The sequence below is a fragment of the Coleofasciculus sp. G3-WIS-01 genome, from assembly GCF_040223135.1.
Lineage (GTDB): Bacteria > Cyanobacteriota > Cyanobacteriia > Cyanobacteriales > Coleofasciculaceae > Coleofasciculus.
Genome location: NZ_JAVJZI010000270.1, coordinates 1 through 17425, shown reverse-complemented (window position 1 = coordinate 17425; position 17425 = coordinate 1). Strand labels below are relative to the sequence as shown.

The 17425-nt window shown below is 45.1% G+C and carries 10 protein-coding genes and 1 riboswitch; of the genes, 8 read left to right on the top strand and 2 right to left on the bottom strand.

The genetic code is table 11. The features are described 5' to 3' along the window. Positions 1–185 precede the first annotated feature (185 nt). The 3 genes from RIM23_RS28655 to rpoD all read left to right on the top strand — a co-directional run bounded on the left by RIM23_RS28655 (position 186) and on the right by rpoD (position 3740). Complete coding sequence (locus tag RIM23_RS28655; RefSeq protein ID WP_446371614.1) at positions 186–734, top strand: hypothetical protein; 549 nt, start codon at positions 186–188, stop codon at positions 732–734. A 20-nt stretch (positions 735–754) separates the two neighbouring features. After that, on the top strand, positions 755–1444 hold the full coding sequence (locus RIM23_RS28650; protein ID WP_446371612.1) for a polysaccharide deacetylase family protein: 690 nt from the start codon (positions 755–757) through the stop codon (positions 1442–1444). A gap of 1153 nt (positions 1445–2597) precedes the next feature. Next, on the top strand, positions 2598–3740 hold the full coding sequence (rpoD, locus tag RIM23_RS28645; RefSeq protein ID WP_446371611.1) for an RNA polymerase sigma factor RpoD: 1143 nt from the start codon (positions 2598–2600) through the stop codon (positions 3738–3740). A 290-nt stretch (positions 3741–4030) separates the two neighbouring features. Here rpoD and RIM23_RS28640 read toward each other — a convergent pair whose 3' ends face one another. Then, the gene (locus tag RIM23_RS28640) at positions 4031–4183 is read right to left on the bottom strand and encodes a chlorophyll a/b-binding protein (protein ID WP_446334106.1); all 153 of its coding nucleotides are present in this window, start codon (positions 4181–4183) and stop codon (positions 4031–4033) included. 177 nt (positions 4184–4360) lie between these two features. Here RIM23_RS28640 and RIM23_RS28635 point away from each other — a divergent pair, with 177 nt between their 5' ends. The 3 genes from RIM23_RS28635 (at position 4361) to RIM23_RS28625 (ending at position 11189) form a co-directional block, all read left to right on the top strand. Beyond that, positions 4361–7642, top strand: coding sequence for a glycoside hydrolase family 15 protein (locus tag RIM23_RS28635; protein ID WP_446371609.1), 3282 nt, complete (start codon positions 4361–4363; stop codon positions 7640–7642). Positions 7643–7801: 159 nt separating this feature from the next. Beyond that, positions 7802–7898, top strand: a riboswitch (TPP riboswitch). Positions 7899–7906: 8 nt separating this feature from the next. After that, complete coding sequence (thiC, locus tag RIM23_RS28630) at positions 7907–9280, top strand: phosphomethylpyrimidine synthase (protein WP_446371607.1); 1374 nt, start codon at positions 7907–7909, stop codon at positions 9278–9280. A 202-nt stretch (positions 9281–9482) separates the two neighbouring features. Next, positions 9483–11189, top strand: a complete 1707-nt coding sequence (locus tag RIM23_RS28625; RefSeq protein WP_446371605.1) for an adenylate/guanylate cyclase domain-containing protein — start codon at positions 9483–9485, stop codon at positions 11187–11189. Positions 11190–11240: 51 nt separating this feature from the next. On the opposite strand, the gene RIM23_RS28620 is transcribed toward RIM23_RS28625, so the two are convergent. Then, positions 11241–11540 carry a hypothetical protein gene (locus RIM23_RS28620; RefSeq protein WP_446371603.1) on the bottom strand — a complete coding sequence of 100 codons (300 nt, stop codon included), beginning with the start codon at positions 11538–11540 and terminating at the stop codon, positions 11241–11243. Between the two features lie 744 nt (positions 11541–12284). Between RIM23_RS28620 and RIM23_RS28615 the strand changes: the two genes are divergently transcribed. Both RIM23_RS28615 and RIM23_RS28610 read left to right on the top strand, forming a co-directional pair. Beyond that, positions 12285–13169 (top strand): hypothetical protein, encoded by an 885-nt coding sequence (locus RIM23_RS28615; RefSeq protein ID WP_446371601.1) that lies wholly within the window; start codon positions 12285–12287, stop codon positions 13167–13169. Positions 13170–13469: 300 nt separating this feature from the next. Continuing rightward, positions 13470–16769 carry a CHAT domain-containing protein gene (locus RIM23_RS28610; RefSeq protein WP_446371599.1) on the top strand — a complete coding sequence of 1100 codons (3300 nt, stop codon included), beginning with the start codon at positions 13470–13472 and terminating at the stop codon, positions 16767–16769. Positions 16770–17425 lie beyond the last annotated feature (656 nt).

The window sequence follows — 17425 nt, the reverse complement described above, 5'->3', positions numbered from 1 at the left end:
CTAGGATAACCAGCCTGTAGGCGTGATTCGCTAAAAGATTGGCGATATCAAGTGGTTTTGAGGGCAGGAGATTTGAGCGGTGATTTGAACCTAAAATTTGACATTTCTTCTAGGCTGATGGAGTTATCAGCTCTTCAGTGTTTAAGCTTTCTCAATTTATTCGTTGTTTAAAAAACGTGATAACAATGCAATGTAATTTACAGTTACAGGAAATTATAGATGATAACTTCATCAAGTCGCCAGTGGCGATAGCTTCTCCTGGCTGGGATATAGCTGAATATGAGTCGAGTTTACTCGTGATAAGACCAAAAAGTGTCTGCCTTAACTTGGAAGCCTTAACCTGTTTTGAAGTTGTAGAGCATCAATTTCACCAGTTTGGAGTGACATTTAAAAACGCGATCGCTCTAAAGCCATCAAACCCAGCCTATCCTGCCCGCTCTGGTACTATTGTCCTCATGGCGGCACCCAAAAGCGGTTGGCTAGAAGCGACATTTTCGCAGCCGATTGCTTGGTTCTGCTGCTATGTCACCAGTTCCCAGCGAACGATCATGTCTGCCTACGACTCCCAGGGTAGGCTTATTGATCAAGTGATGACTCAACCGAATTTAGCTGGCTCGGATTCACCTAAGCCTCCCAATACCCAGCTTCAGATTGAGGCGCCGAATATATCTCGCATCACATTCTATGCCTTTGACGGTCAACTGACCCTTGCTGACTTGAGTTTTGAGTTTTGACCCTTTTACCCTGCTACCCTATGCAGTTTGCCCCGCTCTATCCCCTTTTATACCCAATTCTGAAAACTGCCTTTCCCCATTGCCTTTGGTCAGGTTCGCCCCAGTCACGAACCATTGCCCTCACGTTTGATGATGGTCCTCATCCCCAGTACACCCCCCAACTTCTGCAAGTTCTGGAGCGCTACGATATAAAAGCCAGTTTTTTCTGGTTAGGCACTTGCGTCAAATCAGCGCCAACCGTTGCCCGTGAGGTCTACCTCCAGGGTCACTGGATTGGATTGCACGGTTATAATCACCGCTCTTTCCCCTTGCTGACACCAGATACGCTCGCATCAAGCTTAGAAAAAACCCAAGCCGCAATTACCCAAGCTTGTGGACTCAACTGTGAGTACCTGCGGGACGTTCGCCCCCCGAATGGTTTGTTTACTCCCCAAACTCTAAAATTATTAAACAAATGGCACTACCGACCGGTGATGTGGAGTGTTGTTCCAGAAGATTGGGTTCGTCCTGGCTCTTCAGTAGTTGTCCGACGAGTCCTACAGCAAGTACGTAATGGATCGCTTATTGTCTTGCATGATGGTTACTATGGAGGAGAAGATGTTACACAAATTACAGCGACGTTAATCCCAACCCTGCTTGATCAAGGATATGACTTTGTGACCATTGATCAACTATGGCAAGTGAAAGGCGACATTATTGCTGTGAAGTAAGTTAGTGTTAACGCTATCTGTAGAGTGCCATAACCCGGAAACTTGGATTATTCCAACTATATATAGAGTTAAAGCCTAAGAAAAAGAATGAGGAATGTAGAGGCGATATGGCTTCTGAGCTGGGTAGGATGAGAGATGAGCGTGAGTATTTGACTCAAGTTGCTTTCTCCCGATAACGGACTCACTCCCATTTCCCCTATCTATATGAATCTGTATGAATAGATGGACTCCCTATCCGGTTTTCAGCTCACAGGAGATGACACAAGCGTTACGTATTGTAACCATCTCGGCAAATTTTATTCAGATTTTAAACACAAATACTCCGATTGTGTGTTAAAACAAATGTTTTACACACAATCGAGCCTTGATGACTTATGCATTACCTCTACCCCCAAAAAATTTGTTGCATATACGCCGAAGTTCGTTAACGTAGTCAAAGAAGCATAATCGTCTCCACACCGAACATTTGTACTAAGACAGGGTGATTTCATGACTATAGAGAAACTAAGGCTCTTGAAGTGTCAGCTAACTTCATTAAAATGGCTGATCCCATTTCAGCAATTTGTCCGGGACAATCCAGTCTAGCCCTAGAGTACATTAAAGAAGGATTGACAGAACGGACAGACATCAAGAGACGGTTTCAGTTTTGAGGGCTCTCCAAAGGATAACAGTAAAACTCACGACTCTATCGCTCACTTCCACCAAGCTAGGCTTAGTCCCTCAATCCATCTAGCCATGCAAATCGAGGAAAGACAATCTATAATGGTTTCATTCTTGACCAAAATTAATGGGTCTAAAGCATCCCCCTTCTAAGGGGAGTTCGGTGAGCGTCAAGCAAATATTCATTTCGCGTAAACGCTCTTAACCGAGCCAAGATTATCAGCTTTCTCTAAGTTGCCAAAAACCACGAACAAGTTTTTTGAATTAAAGCTAGAATCAAAAAGTCTCAACAGCCGCTAGGATTAAAACTTACTTGACCCGGCATTCAAATCCCTGTTGAGTTATAGAGGAATAAATCTAGCTTGAGTTTCTCAGGCTCAATAATTCAATAACCGATTAGAATGCAAAAGTAAGATTAAATCGCTGGCTAAATTTTTAAGTAGATTACTGGACATCTACTGGTCTTTAACTGAAGGAGCATGAGGAAAAAGGCATGACCCAGGCAAACGACGTACTTGCAACAATTTCTCAGCCTCAAAGCGGGTTGGAATTCTTGCTAGAGGATGAAGCAACTCAAGACGATATGGTGGACGTTAACTCGGAAGCCATTCAACCCGAACCGGAGGAGGAAGACGGTAAGCCAGGTAAGGTGCGTTCTACCCGTCGTCGCACACAAGCGAAAAAGAAGCACTATACCGAAGATTCAATTCGCCTCTACCTGCAAGAAATTGGTCGGATTCGCCTATTACGCGCTGATGAGGAAATTGAACTGGCGCGTAAAATTGCGGACTTGTTAGAGTTAGAACGTGTCCGCGAGCGCTTGTGTGATCAGCTCGAGCGAGAGCCAAAGGAAGGAGAATGGGCAAGTTCAGTCAACATGGAACTCCCCGCCTTTCGCAAACGCCTTTTCCTGGGTCGGCGGGCAAAAGAAAAAATGGTGCAGTCTAACCTGCGTCTAGTCGTGTCCATTGCCAAAAAATACATGAATCGGGGTCTGTCGTTTCAAGACCTAATTCAAGAAGGGTCTTTGGGACTGATTCGGGCGGCGGAAAAATTCGATCACGAGAAAGGGTACAAATTCTCAACCTACGCCACTTGGTGGATTCGCCAAGCTATCACTCGTGCTATTGCCGATCAATCTCGTACCATTCGCCTACCCGTTCACCTCTACGAAACCATCTCCCGGATCAAAAAGACCACCAAAATCCTCTCTCAAGAACTGGGTCGCAAACCCACGGAAGAAGAAATTGCTGACCGGATGGAAATGACCATCGAGAAGCTGCGATTTATTGCCAAATCTGCCCAACTTCCCATCTCCCTGGAAACGCCAATTGGTAAAGAAGAAGACTCTCGCCTGGGTGACTTCATCGAAGCTGATGGTGAAACGCCAGAAGACCAAGTATCCAAAAATCTACTGCGGGAAGACTTAGAAAGTGTCCTGGATACATTAAGCGCCCGGGAACGAGACGTTCTCCGGTTGCGCTATGGGTTAGATGATGGACGGATGAAAACTCTAGAAGAAATCGGTCAAATTTTTAACGTGACCCGCGAGCGTATTCGCCAAATAGAGGCAAAAGCTCTGCGTAAACTACGCCATCCCAATCGCAACAGTATTCTCAAGGAGTATATCCGCTAGGACTAGAGGGCGATGGGGAATATCAAGTCCGGTAGCACCGGACTTGCTGATGGGGGAAGCGGTAGAAGGTTAAGTCTCCCTTTTAAATATCTTGGCAAGAAGTTTCCCGTCATAATCTTTGATTTGATGTAGGTAGTTCACATAACGACAGCTATGATAGACGCACTCGCCCTGCAGGAGATGATATCAGATGAGTCCTCTATGTGTCAGAAAATAACCCAAAAGCTGGGGTTCATAGGTTGAACACCCAGCTATTCTTTACAAATTGATCAAGATTTGACGATGCCGTATTACATCAGCCCCCAGAAGTGTAGTACGCCTTGACCGGAAATATATTCTGTGATCAAAGCGGCAACAAAACCAATCATGGCTAGACGACCGTTCCAATTCTCAGCGTTCGCTGTAAACCCAAATTTGGCTTCCTTTTGCTGTTGACCTTCCATGGCTTAGTTGTTTTAGTTACATTGTGTAAATTAATATGTAAATTAATATAACAAATTGTTGGCAAAAGGACAAGTATTGGGTCAAAGTGACAAAAATCTCGGTAGAAAAACCCATTCTGGTTCTCAGCCAGACAACGAGCCCGGAAAAATAAATTTTATTTAAAGTTTGATTAAGAAATGGCTATCATCGCGGCTCAACTGCCAACTCGACTCGACCATTATTACCAGCAGATTCGCGTTATTATTGATCGCCAAAATCCAATTACAGGACTATTACCCGCCAGTACGGCAGTGAATGCCCATGGTGACTACACCGATGCCTGGGTTAGGGATAACGTTTACAGCATTTTGGCGGTTTGGGGATTAGCGTTAGCTTACAGCAAGCTCGACGTCGATAGTGGGCGCACCTTTGAACTAGAACAGAGTGTGGTCAAACTAATGCGGGGGCTGCTGTTTTGCATGATGCGGCAAGCCGCCAAAGTGGAACGGTTCAAAGACAGCCAATCTCTGCTAGACGCGCTGCACGCCAAGTATAATACCAGCACTGGCGATGTAGTCGTGGGGGATGATGAGTGGGGTCATTTGCAGCTAGATGCCACTTCCCTATTCCTGTTGATGCTGGCTCAGATGACGGCATCAGGGTTACACATTGTTTACACCATTGCTGAAGTGCATTTCATTCAGAATCTGGTGTATTACATTGGTCGTACCTATCGGACACCCGATTACGGGATCTGGGAACGGGGAAATAAAGTTAATCACGGTAATCCTGAATTGAACGCCAGTTCCGTCGGCATGGCAAAAGCCGCATTAGAGGCGATTAACGGGCTAGATTTATTTGGCGTGCGGGGTTCTCAAGCCTCGGTAATTCATGTCCTTCCCGATGAAATTGCGCGATCGCGGATTACGTTAGAATCTCTGTTACCACGGGAGTCAAGTTCCAAGGAAACCGATGCGGCATTGTTAAGTGTAATCGGGTTCCCCGCCTTTGCCATCGAAGACGTGGAACTGCTCGATAGAACTCGTCAAAAGATTGTCGATAAATTACAGGGACTATACGGGTGTAAGCGGTTCTTGCGGGATGGACATCAAACGGTATTAGAAAATACCACCCGCTTGCACTATGAACCCTGGGAACTGCAACAATTTGAACATATTGAATGCGAGTGGCCCCTATTTTTTACCTACTTAGCCCTGGATGGCTGGTTCCGGGGAGACGTTGAGTGGGCGCGGAATTATCTGGGGCGTTTGGATACATTGCTGGTTGAGCGAGACGGGATGCGCTTATTACCCGAAGTGTATTACGTTCCACCAGACAAAATTGAAGCTGAACGCGCTTCTCCTCATTCCCAGAATCGCAAACCCAATGAAAATTTGCCTCTTGTCTGGGCGCAGAGTTTGTATCTACTTGCCCAAATGCTTCATGACGGATTAATTACGCGGGGAGATGTTGACCCCTTAGGGCGTCATTTTTCTGTAGGGCGTCACCAAGATCCGGTGGTACAAATTGCCCTATTGGCAGAGGATGAAGCGTTACAAGCGCAACTGGCAGCTTATGGGATTGCCACACAGACCCCGACACAAGTTGATCCTACTCAAGTGCGTCAGGCAACTGACCTATCCCGATTGTATGCCCAAATTGGACGGTGTGATGCCTTAGGATTAAGCGGACGTCCGATTCGACGCCTGCGAAGTTTGACCACCTCCCGCATTTTTCGCTTCGGGAAAGAAACGATTGTGTTTTTACCCGCGTTTTTAGACCAACAACAGTTTTATTTAACCCTGGATTATCATTTCCTGGTGGCTCAAATTAAAAGTGAACTGACGTATATTCAACGCCACTGGGGTGAGTTAGGACGTCCAACGATGACACTGTTATTAACTCACCAGATGGTGCAGACGGGAGAGGAAGCCAGTCATCCGGGACAAGAACAACTTCAGGGTTCGGCGTTACTAGAATTAATCCAAGAATTGCAAGATGGACTATGTAATGGGGTGCGGGTCAAGTTAGGGCGTTTAAATCAGTTAACGCTTACAGCCGGAGTTGAACGCATTGATGTGATGCAAGGATTTGAGTTTAGTGAGTCTCCGGTTCAAGATGCTGCACCGCCTGATTATTACCTGAGAAATAGTCCGCGAAAAAATGGTCAGTTAAGTCATACGCAGGAATTCTTGCTGGAATGCGAAACGAATCTCCAACTCTTGCTCGATAGTTTACGGCATTCAGAAAATCTTTATGAGCAAATTGAATTATTACGCACCTTGAAAAACTTGCGGGGACTGGATTTTGATACAGGGTTTGGTCAACCTAAAGGAGTGGTGACGGTGACGGATTTGCTGAATGAAGTGTACATCAAAGCCAGTAGTGAAGGAGCCTCTCCTTACTGGGGAGTGATTCGTCAAGCAGCGGGATTACTGAATAAAGTCGAAATTAGCTTGTCGGATGCGGTGACAGATATTTTGGTGCGGGGGAAACAGATAACGGTAGGAAAAGCGTATAGTGAGGCTTCCCTGATTAAAAACCCAATGTCTAACCTGGAAATCCAGGCAAAAATTGACGAGTTTTGTCGAGAAGATATTCGCGATCGCGTTTTGACTCAAGAACTCTTGATTTACTTAAGTATTCTGATTAAATCCGAACCTCATCTGGTTGATGGCTTGCTCACGCTGCGGGTTGGCTATTTAATTCTGCTGTTGACGAGTGAAGTGGCGGCTGAATTAGGGATGACTCAGGATGAAGCTTATGAAGAATTGATGCACTTGAGTCCCTTTGACATGAAAATGCGGCTGCGTTCCTGTTTGGCGGGATATGAAGGGATTAACCAAAAGTTACGCCAACAAGAATCCCTGCGCGTTAAGCAACCGAAACAGGTGATTAATTGGGTAATATTGCCAGAGGATCAAATCTATATAGATGAAGACATTACTACAGCAGGAAATTGGCTGAGAAAACGACAACTTGATGGTAGTGCGGGTCGAGTGCCTAAAGATTTTTACCCGAAAGTTTGGCAAGTGATGAAACATTGTAAGGGTTTGGTGATCGGCGATAAATTAGAGCGTCGCAATCGCCTCGATAGCCAACCTCTGCTCTCAGAAATGACACCTGGGGAAAAGAATTTTGCCCTGCGGGTTGAGCATTTACTCAATAAAATTCAAGTGCCAACCTATCGACAGGTGAATATCGAAGCACTTGTGGAATTAGCCGCAATACTGGAACGGAATCCAGAGTTGGAAATTGAAGAATACATTGTTCTTGATGTTTTGATTGGTCATGCTGTCCGTTTAGGCTGGTTGGAACGCTATCCAGAACGAGCAGATAAGTATGATGAATATAAGGCAGCAGCTTGGCGTGCTTTTTATGATATGTCTCCTCAAGAATGTGCGGCTTATATTGTTAAGGCGTTCCAATTCTTGACACAAGTAGAACCCGCCAACACTGACACAATTATTAGAAATTAGTGGAGTTTTGGGAATTTCAATTGGTTCTCTGGGATTTATGGTGATAAGTAAAACTTATCACCATAAATCCCAGAGAGCCCTACGGGTTAAGGTTTATCTATCAAACGTAAACTTTTATAAAGCTTTATCCCCTCACCCAAGCCTAGTGGTACGATGAACAACTAAAGCTAGGGGTGCCTGAGCAACCAGGCTGAGATTACACCCTGAGAACCTGAGACTGGTTAAGACCAGCGGAGGGAAGCGGTTTATTAAAAGGAATCTAATATGAGATCAGAATGGGTCGCTAAGCGGCAGGGACAGGGTAATGTTACACAAATGCACTACGCCCGCCAAGGTGTGATTACCGAGGAAATGCATTATGTCGCAGGGCGGGAAAACCTCTCCCCAGAACTGATTCGGGATGAGGTGGCGCGGGGACGAATGATTATTCCTGCCAATATTAACCATACCAACTTAGAACCGATGTGTATCGGCATCGCGTCTAAGTGTAAAGTCAATGCCAATATTGGTGCGTCTCCCAATTCTTCCAATATTGACGAAGAAGTCGCTAAGTTGAACCTGGCGGTTAAATATGGCGCCGATACTGTGATGGATTTATCCACGGGGGGTGGGAACCTAGATGAAATCCGCACGGCGATTATCAACGCTTCCCCTGTACCCATTGGTACGGTACCCGTGTATCAAGCTCTGGAAAGCGTTCACGGTACGATAGAAAACCTGACCCCGGATGACTTTCTCCAGATTATTGAGAAACATGCCCAGCAGGGGGTTGATTACCAAACCATTCACGCGGGACTTCTGATTGAACATCTACCCTTAGTGAGAAATCGCCTAACTGGTATTGTTTCTCGCGGTGGCGGTATCCTGGCGAAGTGGATGCTGCACCACCATAAGCAGAATCCTCTCTACACTCACTTCGACGATATTATCGAGATTTTCAAGAAGTACGATGTCTCGTTCAGTTTAGGCGATTCTCTGCGTCCAGGTTGTACTCATGATGCCTCTGATGAAGCGCAATTAGCCGAACTGAAAACCCTGGGACACCTGACTCGCCGCGCTTGGGAACATGATGTGCAAGTGATGGTGGAAGGTCCGGGTCATGTGCCGATGGATCAAATTGAGTTTAATGTCAAAAAGCAGATGGAAGAGTGTTCCGAAGCACCGTTCTATGTGCTCGGACCCTTGGTGACTGATATTGCCCCTGGTTATGACCATATCACGTCCGCGATCGGGGCAGCAATGGCGGGTTGGTATGGGACAGCCATGCTGTGCTATGTAACACCCAAGGAACACTTAGGACTACCTGATGCTGAAGACGTGCGAAATGGCTTAATTGCCTATAAAATAGCTGCCCATGCTGCCGATATTGGACGCCATCGTCCGGGCGCACGAGACAGAGACGATGAACTCTCCCTCGCCCGTTATAACTTCGACTGGAATCGCCAGTTTGAGTTATCACTTGACCCCGATCGGGCAAAAGAATATCACGACGAAACGTTGCCCGCAGATATTTATAAAACGGCTGAATTCTGCTCAATGTGTGGACCTAAGTTCTGCCCAATGCAGACCAAGGTTGATGCGGATGCGTTGACAGAATTGGAGAAGTTCTTAGCCAAGGAACCTGTTAAGCAAAGCTGACTTTAAATTATAACACATAGAACAAGAGGGTGGGTATTACCCACCTTTTTTTGTTTTTTATGAGTCGGAATTGATGCTTAGGGCTTATGCAAGTTTTCACGGTTTCAGTCAAAATAGTTACCAGCAAGTCATTAATGTTCATCCTTCAAGTGGTGTGGCTACCATTTAGATACATTGTGCAGTGTTTTAAAACGGTTAACCCTTGTTTAAGCCGAATCGTCAACGTAAACGATTAAAAAAAAATCTGCTTAGAGGAATTGTCAGTCTCATCAGATGGCTGGCAAAACTTGGTAAAGGTTTATATAACACGATAATGTCGCTGCGATCGCGTCGGCGTTCCTCTACCCAACCCCCGATGCAAGCTGCACCCTTACCCGCCAACGAAGCAGAGCGGCTCAAAGCTCTGCGGGGGTACAACATCCTTGATACACTACCCGAACAAGACTTTGATGACCTCACAGCTTTAGCCTCACACATCTGTGGGACTCCCATCGCCCTAATTAGCCTGATTGATCAAAATCGCCAGTGGTTTAAGTCAAAAGTGGGCATCGATGCGACACAAACACCCAGAGAACAGGCATTTTGCGCTCATGCTATTCTGAATCCCGAAGATATCATGGTTGTACCCAATGCCTTAGAAGACGAGCGGTTTGCGGGAAACCCTCTAGTAACGTCTGATCCCAATATCCGATTCTATGCGGGCGCTCCTTTAGTCACTGAAGATGGTTTTCCCCTGGGAACCCTGTGTGTGATTGACAAGATTCCTCACGATCTCACACCGCAACAGATCACCGCCCTCCAAGCCCTCAGCCGTCAGGTGATTAACCAAATGGAACTACGGTTGAATTTAACCCGGTTAAATCGCCAAGTTGCTAGGCGCCAGGAAGTCGAAGCCAAGCAGCGAGTATCAGATCAGCAAGTCGTCGAACTCCTCGAAAGCATGACCGATGGGTTTTTTGCCTTGGATCGGCAATGGCAGTTTACCTATGTTAATCAAGTCGGCGCTCAAATTTTACACCGCCAACCTGAAGAATTACTACGTCAGAATATCTGGGACACTTTTCCCGATACGGTAGGTTCAATATTTGAGCAGCAATATCACAAAGCGATGGAGCAACAGAGTCCTGTCACCTTTGAAGCCTTCTACCCACCCATCAGATGCTGGTTTGAAGTACGGGCTTTTCCCTCCTATGAAGGACTCTCAGTTTTCTTTCATGACATTACCCAACGCAAGCAAACCGATGCGGCTTTAAAACGGGAAAAGCAAAAAGTTGAGAACTTGTTACTCAATATTTTGCCCCAAACTATTGCCAAGCAGTTGCAACATGAGCCAGGATTAATCGCCCAGAAACATGAAGATGTGACCATTTTATTTGCAGACTTGGTGAAGTTCACTCAACTAGCGGGTCAGATTTCTCCCCAAGAACTGGTTAGCTTGCTCAACATGATCGTTTCTACGTTTGATCGATTAGCCCAAAAGCATGGTTTGGAAAAAATTAAGACCATTGGTGATGCTTATATGGTAGTTGGCGGACTACCTACCCCTCAGAGCAACCATGTCGATGCGATCGCGCAAATGGCACTGGATATGCAACAGAGCCTTGAACAAATCAATACCTCAACGGGTAAGAATTTTCGTTTGCGGATTGGGATTAACACCGGAGTCGTTATTGCTGGCGTCATTGGCACAACTAAGTTTAGCTACGACATTTGGGGTGATGCGGTGAATATCGCTAGTCGCATGGAATCTCGCGGTCAACCGGACAGAATTCAGGTAACTGAGATAACTTACCAGCGCTTGCGAGACAAGTTTGAGTTAGTCGAACGGGGATTTATCCGGGTTAAAGGCAAGGGTAAAATGAAAACCTATTGGTTAATGGGTGAAAAGCCGAAAATTGTGCAACAGTAAGAAGTAGGCGAACCGCTCGCACTCCTATTCCCTTCTACCTTCTGCCTTCTACTATAAATCGTGACCAATTTGAGGGTTAATGGATGTCTCACAATCTACAGAGGAAGCAGGAAAACTGAATGATATCGCTAACGCCATACCAGAAAGAATTAAGAAGGTGAGCCAGGATTTGCGGCGTTGGTGTTCATCGGATTGCGTCTCTTCATCCATCAGCAAATTCCACAGTAGGAAGCAAAGACTGACTCCGGGTTCTAGGTTGGATTTGAATAACCAGTCGATGAGATTAGGAATTAGGAATTCGGCTAATAGCCAGAGTTTCTTTTTCCAGGTTTTGGATGTTGGGGATTTCATGGCTTGACCTCGTTAAATTTAGGGTTATGAGGTCTAGTCTGGCGATGGAATAAATAGATTGAAAACAGGAAGTAGGTAGTTAGAAAAAGTGATTCGATTGATTGGGGTTGGGGTAAATTGCCGATAATTATCTACAAATAGGGCGTAACGGTTTATAAATAGAGGAAAATAATTGGAAATAGCTGGAAATAGTAGGTTTTATTTTTTAGGGTATTTCTACTGACAATTGACATCGGTTTTGCTACGTTAAATGTAGGGGCACCATCCTTGGTATCTAGGTCAAGTTAAGCCACAATATCCCTCACCCCCAGCCCCTATCTATCCCCCCTAGCCCCCATCCCCCCTAGCCCCCCTTTGAAAGGGGGGAATTAAGAAAGGGGGGAATTAAGAAAGGGGGGAATTAAGAAAGGGGGAATTAAGAAAGGGGGAATTAAGAAAGGGGGGAATGAGTACACAGGGGAGCAAGAGGGGAGCAAGAAGCTAACTTTTCACGATATGTGACACAACGAAAGGAGGTAAGTTTTTATCATTTGCTTCATTCAAGGGAACCTGGTTTTGAGTGAGAGATTGTGTAGGGGCGGGTTTCACTACTATCTTTTTGGTTGCATCCAGATGTGACTAAACCCGCCCCGATTCAGGTTTCTAGACTTCCCCTAAAAAGTTAGGCTTTGAAGGGAAACGGGAGGGGGATAAAAGTGGGCTAGGGGATGAGGGTGAAAATGTCAAAAACCGAGGGTTAACACTATGAATTACAATCAAAACTTTTTGGACGATATCAACCAGCAGTTATTTCCACGAGATATTACCGATAAAAATCTCAGAGAACGCATCTTCTTTCCGCTGCGGTTTCAGCGTCGGGAGTCTCGTGTGTATCATACAGATATTGCCAAAGAAATGAGTCAGACAGAACCATTACTGGGGGTTAATTGTCAAACCTCAATTAATACAACCATACAAAATGTAATTCGGCGGCTGGTGGAGGTGTTTGGTGCGGAAATGGCACAAGATGGCGTGAATACAGCGCCGTTAATTCAGCGACAACGGGGTAAAAAAGGCGCGTGGGAGGTGGTTTATCAGTGGTTGTGGCAGCATAAGTTTCCGCGATGGCAATTGGATTGGATTTGGCAGGGGTTGGTAAAGCAGGCGGATTCTCCAGCAGATTGGATTCGATTTACTCCGGTTAATCCGGGGGATAAAAAATTAGTGGTTCCTCTGGGGAAGACGCGAAAACAACCTGTGATTGGGGTGAATATTCCCTCGATGATGCATATTGATTTAGAGTGTGATTCGGGACATTTATTATTACTGAATCGCGGCAGTGAGAGTCAGTATGTAATGTGTCCATCAGCCGCGTTTGCGCCAAGGAATCGCCTCACGGGAGAAACAATTCTCATGCCTCAGCTTGGGGCAATCTGTGAGCAAGATAAAATTAAGTTTGATACTCTGGGAAAAGAAGAGTTTTTGGGAATTGTGGTAAATCGCTGGTTAGAGTTTCCCTGGTTAAAACCAAATAAGGAGGAACCTGCACCAATTTGGGATACTGAACGGTTGCATCAATTGTGGGTTAATTTGGAAGGAGAGGAAAATTGGCGGGGGTTTTATCAGGCGTTTGAGGTGGTGGAGATGTAGATCCCCCCAACCCCCCTTTTTAAGGGGGGCTTGAATATCTCTCTCCTGGAAAACAGGGATTCAATTTATCGAACTTGGAAAAGGGAGGGCTTGATACCAAATTGCAGTCTAATATAAAACTTTATTTTCGCCCATCTCCCCCTCTCCCCATCTACTCTATCTGTTATCTTGGAACGCAAATTGGTATGAATATCTCCTCCCTTTTGAAGGGAGGCTGGGGGGGATCAACGACTAAACCTTAATCGTTTATGTTCAATCTTCTGTTTATGTAAACGTTCTGAATACTGAGGAGAAACACCAATGGATGAACAACGAATGACTGCCTATATTAACCTGATTGAATTCCTCTTGAATTGTCCCAATGGGGAAGAACTTTCCTTGTTACAGGCGAACGCCGAATTAGTGGATCAGGAGTTCGTGCAGGTAATGGTAGTAGTTGCGGCGCAAATGGCAGAAGTGGGGAATGAGAATGCGGCGAACTGGTTACTAGCGTTAGCAGCAGAATTAGCGGAAATTCTGGGAATTGATTCAACCTCTCCCCCTGCCCCTCTCCTGCAAGGAGAGGGGAGAAATACTCCCCCATTGCCTAGTAGCAAAGGTGAGTTAGGGGGGTTAGGTTATACCTCGGTAACACTCCAAGACTATCTCAATTTCTTAATATCTGTATTGCAGATAGTGGAAGATGATAATCGTCCTCAGTCAATATACCCTCTGCTACAAAATAATCTGAATAAGCTGGATGATAAACTCGCTCATATACTGACAGCATGGGCAAAAGAAACATTAGCTAAACTTGAACCAGAAGTCGCAGAATCCCTCGCTGAGGCTATTTTATCTTTCAGTAATTTGATGGGACAGTTTACGTTGGGGAATATCGCTAGTAATAAAGAAATTGCGATTGCTGGATATCAAGCTGTTGTTCCCATTTTTAGCCAGTCAGACTTTCCCAAAGATTGGGTAATGACTCAAAACAATCTGGCTAATGCCTACTGTGATAGAATTCGCGGGAATAGGGCGGATAATTTAGAAAAAGCTATCACCCATTATCATAATGCTTTACGTTTCCTTAGCCAGTCAGACTTTCGCCAAGATTGGGCAGCTACTCAAAACAATCTAGCCGCTGCCTATTTTGATAGAATACGCGGGGATAGGGCTGAAAACTTGGAAAAAGCTATCACCCATTATCATAACGCTTTACTTGTCTGTACCCAGTCAGACTCTCCCCAACAATGGGCAAATACTCAAAACAATCTGGCTATTGCCTACTGTAAGAGAATACACGGGGATAGGGCGGAAAATCTAGAAGCCGCGATCGCACATTTTAATAACACTTTACTTGTCTATACTCAGTCAGACTTTCCCCAATATTGGGCAACCAAAACCAATCTGGGGAATGCCTATAGTGATAGAATACGCGGGGATAGGGCTGAGAATCTAGAAGCCGCGATCGCACATTATGATAACGCTTTACTTGTCTGTACCCAGTCAGACTTTCCCCAACAATGGGCAATGACTCAAAACAATCTGGGGAATGCCTACAGTTATAGAATAGGCGGGGATAGGGCTGAGAATTTAGAAGCCGCGATCGCACATTATCATAACGCTTTACTTGTCTATACTCCTAATAGATTCCCAATTGAGTGCTTCCAAACTAGCCAAAATTTAGGCAACCTCGCCTGGAATACTCAGGATTTTAAATTAGCGATTCAAAGTTATCAACTAGCCATTCAAGCTGTCGAACAAAGCCGTAACTGGGTGATTGATGAAGAACGCCGCCAGGAGATTCTCACAGAGTCAATTTATGTCTACGAAAGAATTATTCAAGCTTATCTGAATATCGGTGAAATTGGCAAAGCTTTAGAATATACCGAACGCTTCCGTTGTCAACGCTTAGTTGAATTGATGGCGAGTGATGTGCTTAACCCAGGGGGAGAAATTATTCCAGAAGTCCAAGAATTGTTAATTGACTATGAGGAACTACAGCAGCGGATTAATAGCCTACGGTTTAGTTCTCAAACAGAAGCGATGCCAGCCTTAACAGAGAGTCGTCGATTGCCGGATGGGGAAGCATTGGCAGCAAACCTAGCAGAAATTCAGAGATTAGAGGAACAAAAACAACAGGTTTGGAAGCAACTGCGCCGTTATGATCCAGTCTTAGCGGGACAAATTCAGGTGGAACATCTTAATTTAGACCAAATGCAGGAGTTAATCGAAAATGATACTACTGCCCTGCTGAGTTTTTATACCACGAATGACGATACCTATATTTTTATCCTACTTAAGGATCAGAGTCCGCAAGTCTATACCTGCCAGGGACAGGGATTTGAAACCTTCCAGAATTGGATAACTAAAAACTGGTTTATACCCTATCGTTGGGCAAATAAAGAATGGCGAGAAAACATAGAAACGTTTCTCCAAGAACTTGCCCAGCGTTTGCAGTTAAAGGATTTTATTTATCAATATCTCACCGGAATTGAGGAATTAATTATTGTGCCTCATTTGCGTTTACATCAAATGCCCTTTGCTGCATTACCGATTGATGGGATAGAGACGTTCCCCCGGAAGGGGGATAATTCAAAGCCTTCTCTCTCTAACCCCCCTTTCAAAGGGGGGCAAGGGGGGATGGAGAGAGGTTTGGAGAGAGGTTTTCTAGATCCCGTGAAAAGTAAGGGAGATGGAGAGACACGGGGGTTAGTGATTGGCAAAAAATCTCAAGCCAAAGTAACCCTAACTCCCACCACCTACTTAGGCGATTTATTCCGGATTCGCATTGTACCAAGCTGCCAAATTCTCTACTATTGCCAGCAACGCCCGCCAATCCCAAATCAGCCAACAATGGGTATTGTGGAAGATGCCACAGAAGACCTACTTTTCACCCGCTACGAATGCGAAACCCTTGCCCAATCCTACGGCGTTTCTGCTGACAAACGCCTGCAAGGGCGCAAGGCGACAGTAACCGAATACAAAACCTTAGCCTCACAGGTGCAAGTTCTCCACTCTAGCCATCATGCCACATCGAATCCGATGCAACCCCTAGACTCTTATTTAGTATTAGGGGATGGTTCTCTAACCCTGAGTCAACTCATCAGCCCCGGTTGGCGAATGCCTAATTTATCTGATGTATTTGCCTGCTGCTGCGAGGTCAATTTTAGTGTTAACAAACTTACCGATGATTTACTCAGTTTAGCCACAGGATTTCTCTGTGCTGGAGCCAGGAGTGTAGTGAGTACGCAGTGGTCGGTAGAGGACTTACCCAGCGCCCTGTTAGCGATTTTTTACTACAATTTTCGTCAGGCGGGGATGAGCCGTTCTCAGGCATTACAGCAGGGTCAGATTAAATTGCGGAATTTAACCGGAGAGGAGTTTGCCAGGAATTATCAAGGGGAGATTGGCAAGTCGTTGCAACAGCAGTATGATCAGGCGATGACTTGGCGGAATCATGCCAACGTTAAGGGTGATGTTGCTGAGTGCCAGAAGTGGCGGGATTTAGCGGATAAGATTCAGGTACAGCAGCAGTGTTTGCAGTTGTTGGCGAAGAAGAAGCAGCCTTTTTCTCATCCCTATTATTGGGCAGGTTTTGTCTCTCAGGGATTGCCTTGATGATTGTCATTTGTCATTTGTTCTGACTTTTCACTCTAAGTTGTCTGTGTAGTATATAGTCATTGATAGAGTTGTATAACTTATCGGTTATGTATTCGTGCGCCTCGCAACTTTTTCAATTTTGGCAAAAATCAACGTAATAGCAAGGGTTTCAGGTGCTAATTGGGTAAGCCCCTGGGCGCTCCTGGGCGCGGTCGCGGTAGTAAATGATAGCTTATTGGTTATAAAGCTTGTGTTGGTTGAGGCTTTATTCAACCCCTGGGCGCTCTTGTGATATACTATCCATGGGGAAATGTTAGAGGTCATTAAATTAGATTTGAATATTTTCCTATACACGGGGAGTCGATTTGACAGCGGACGGAATGATTTTTCAAGTTGTCTTGATTTTTCAAATTCCCTTGAATTCCTATCAGGGATTGAAACCAGGGGCGATTGCATCTGATGATTTAGTTCAAGTAGTCTAAATACCCCGGTGCGGCGTTTGATACGGGGATTGATAAGCTAATTATCCTCGGCTGGCAGATTTACCTATAAGTTTTGCTAAAGCAAAAGCCAACTTTCTTCATTTAGCATAGATACAAAGAATAGAATCCTCTCTGCTCGGTCTTTTTGGGTATTTTGACATTGACATATTTCTTCGCACCCTTCTCTTACAG

Coding starts and splice junctions, on each gene's coding strand:
- RIM23_RS28650 (WP_446371612.1), top strand. CDS start 755: ATGCAGTTTGCCCCGCTCTATCCCCTTTTATACCCAATTCTGAAAACT.
- RIM23_RS28640 (WP_446334106.1), bottom strand. CDS start 4,183: ATGGAAGGTCAACAGCAAAAGGAAGCCAAATTTGGGTTTACAGCGAAC.
- RIM23_RS28620 (WP_446371603.1), bottom strand. CDS start 11,540: ATGAAATCCCCAACATCCAAAACCTGGAAAAAGAAACTCTGGCTATTA.
- RIM23_RS28615 (WP_446371601.1), top strand. CDS start 12,285: ATGAATTACAATCAAAACTTTTTGGACGATATCAACCAGCAGTTATTT.
- thiC (WP_446371607.1), top strand. CDS start 7,907: ATGAGATCAGAATGGGTCGCTAAGCGGCAGGGACAGGGTAATGTTACA.
- RIM23_RS28610 (WP_446371599.1), top strand. CDS start 13,470: ATGGATGAACAACGAATGACTGCCTATATTAACCTGATTGAATTCCTC.
- RIM23_RS28655 (WP_446371614.1), top strand. CDS start 186: ATGCAATGTAATTTACAGTTACAGGAAATTATAGATGATAACTTCATC.
- rpoD (WP_446371611.1), top strand. CDS start 2,598: ATGACCCAGGCAAACGACGTACTTGCAACAATTTCTCAGCCTCAAAGC.
- RIM23_RS28635 (WP_446371609.1), top strand. CDS start 4,361: ATGGCTATCATCGCGGCTCAACTGCCAACTCGACTCGACCATTATTAC.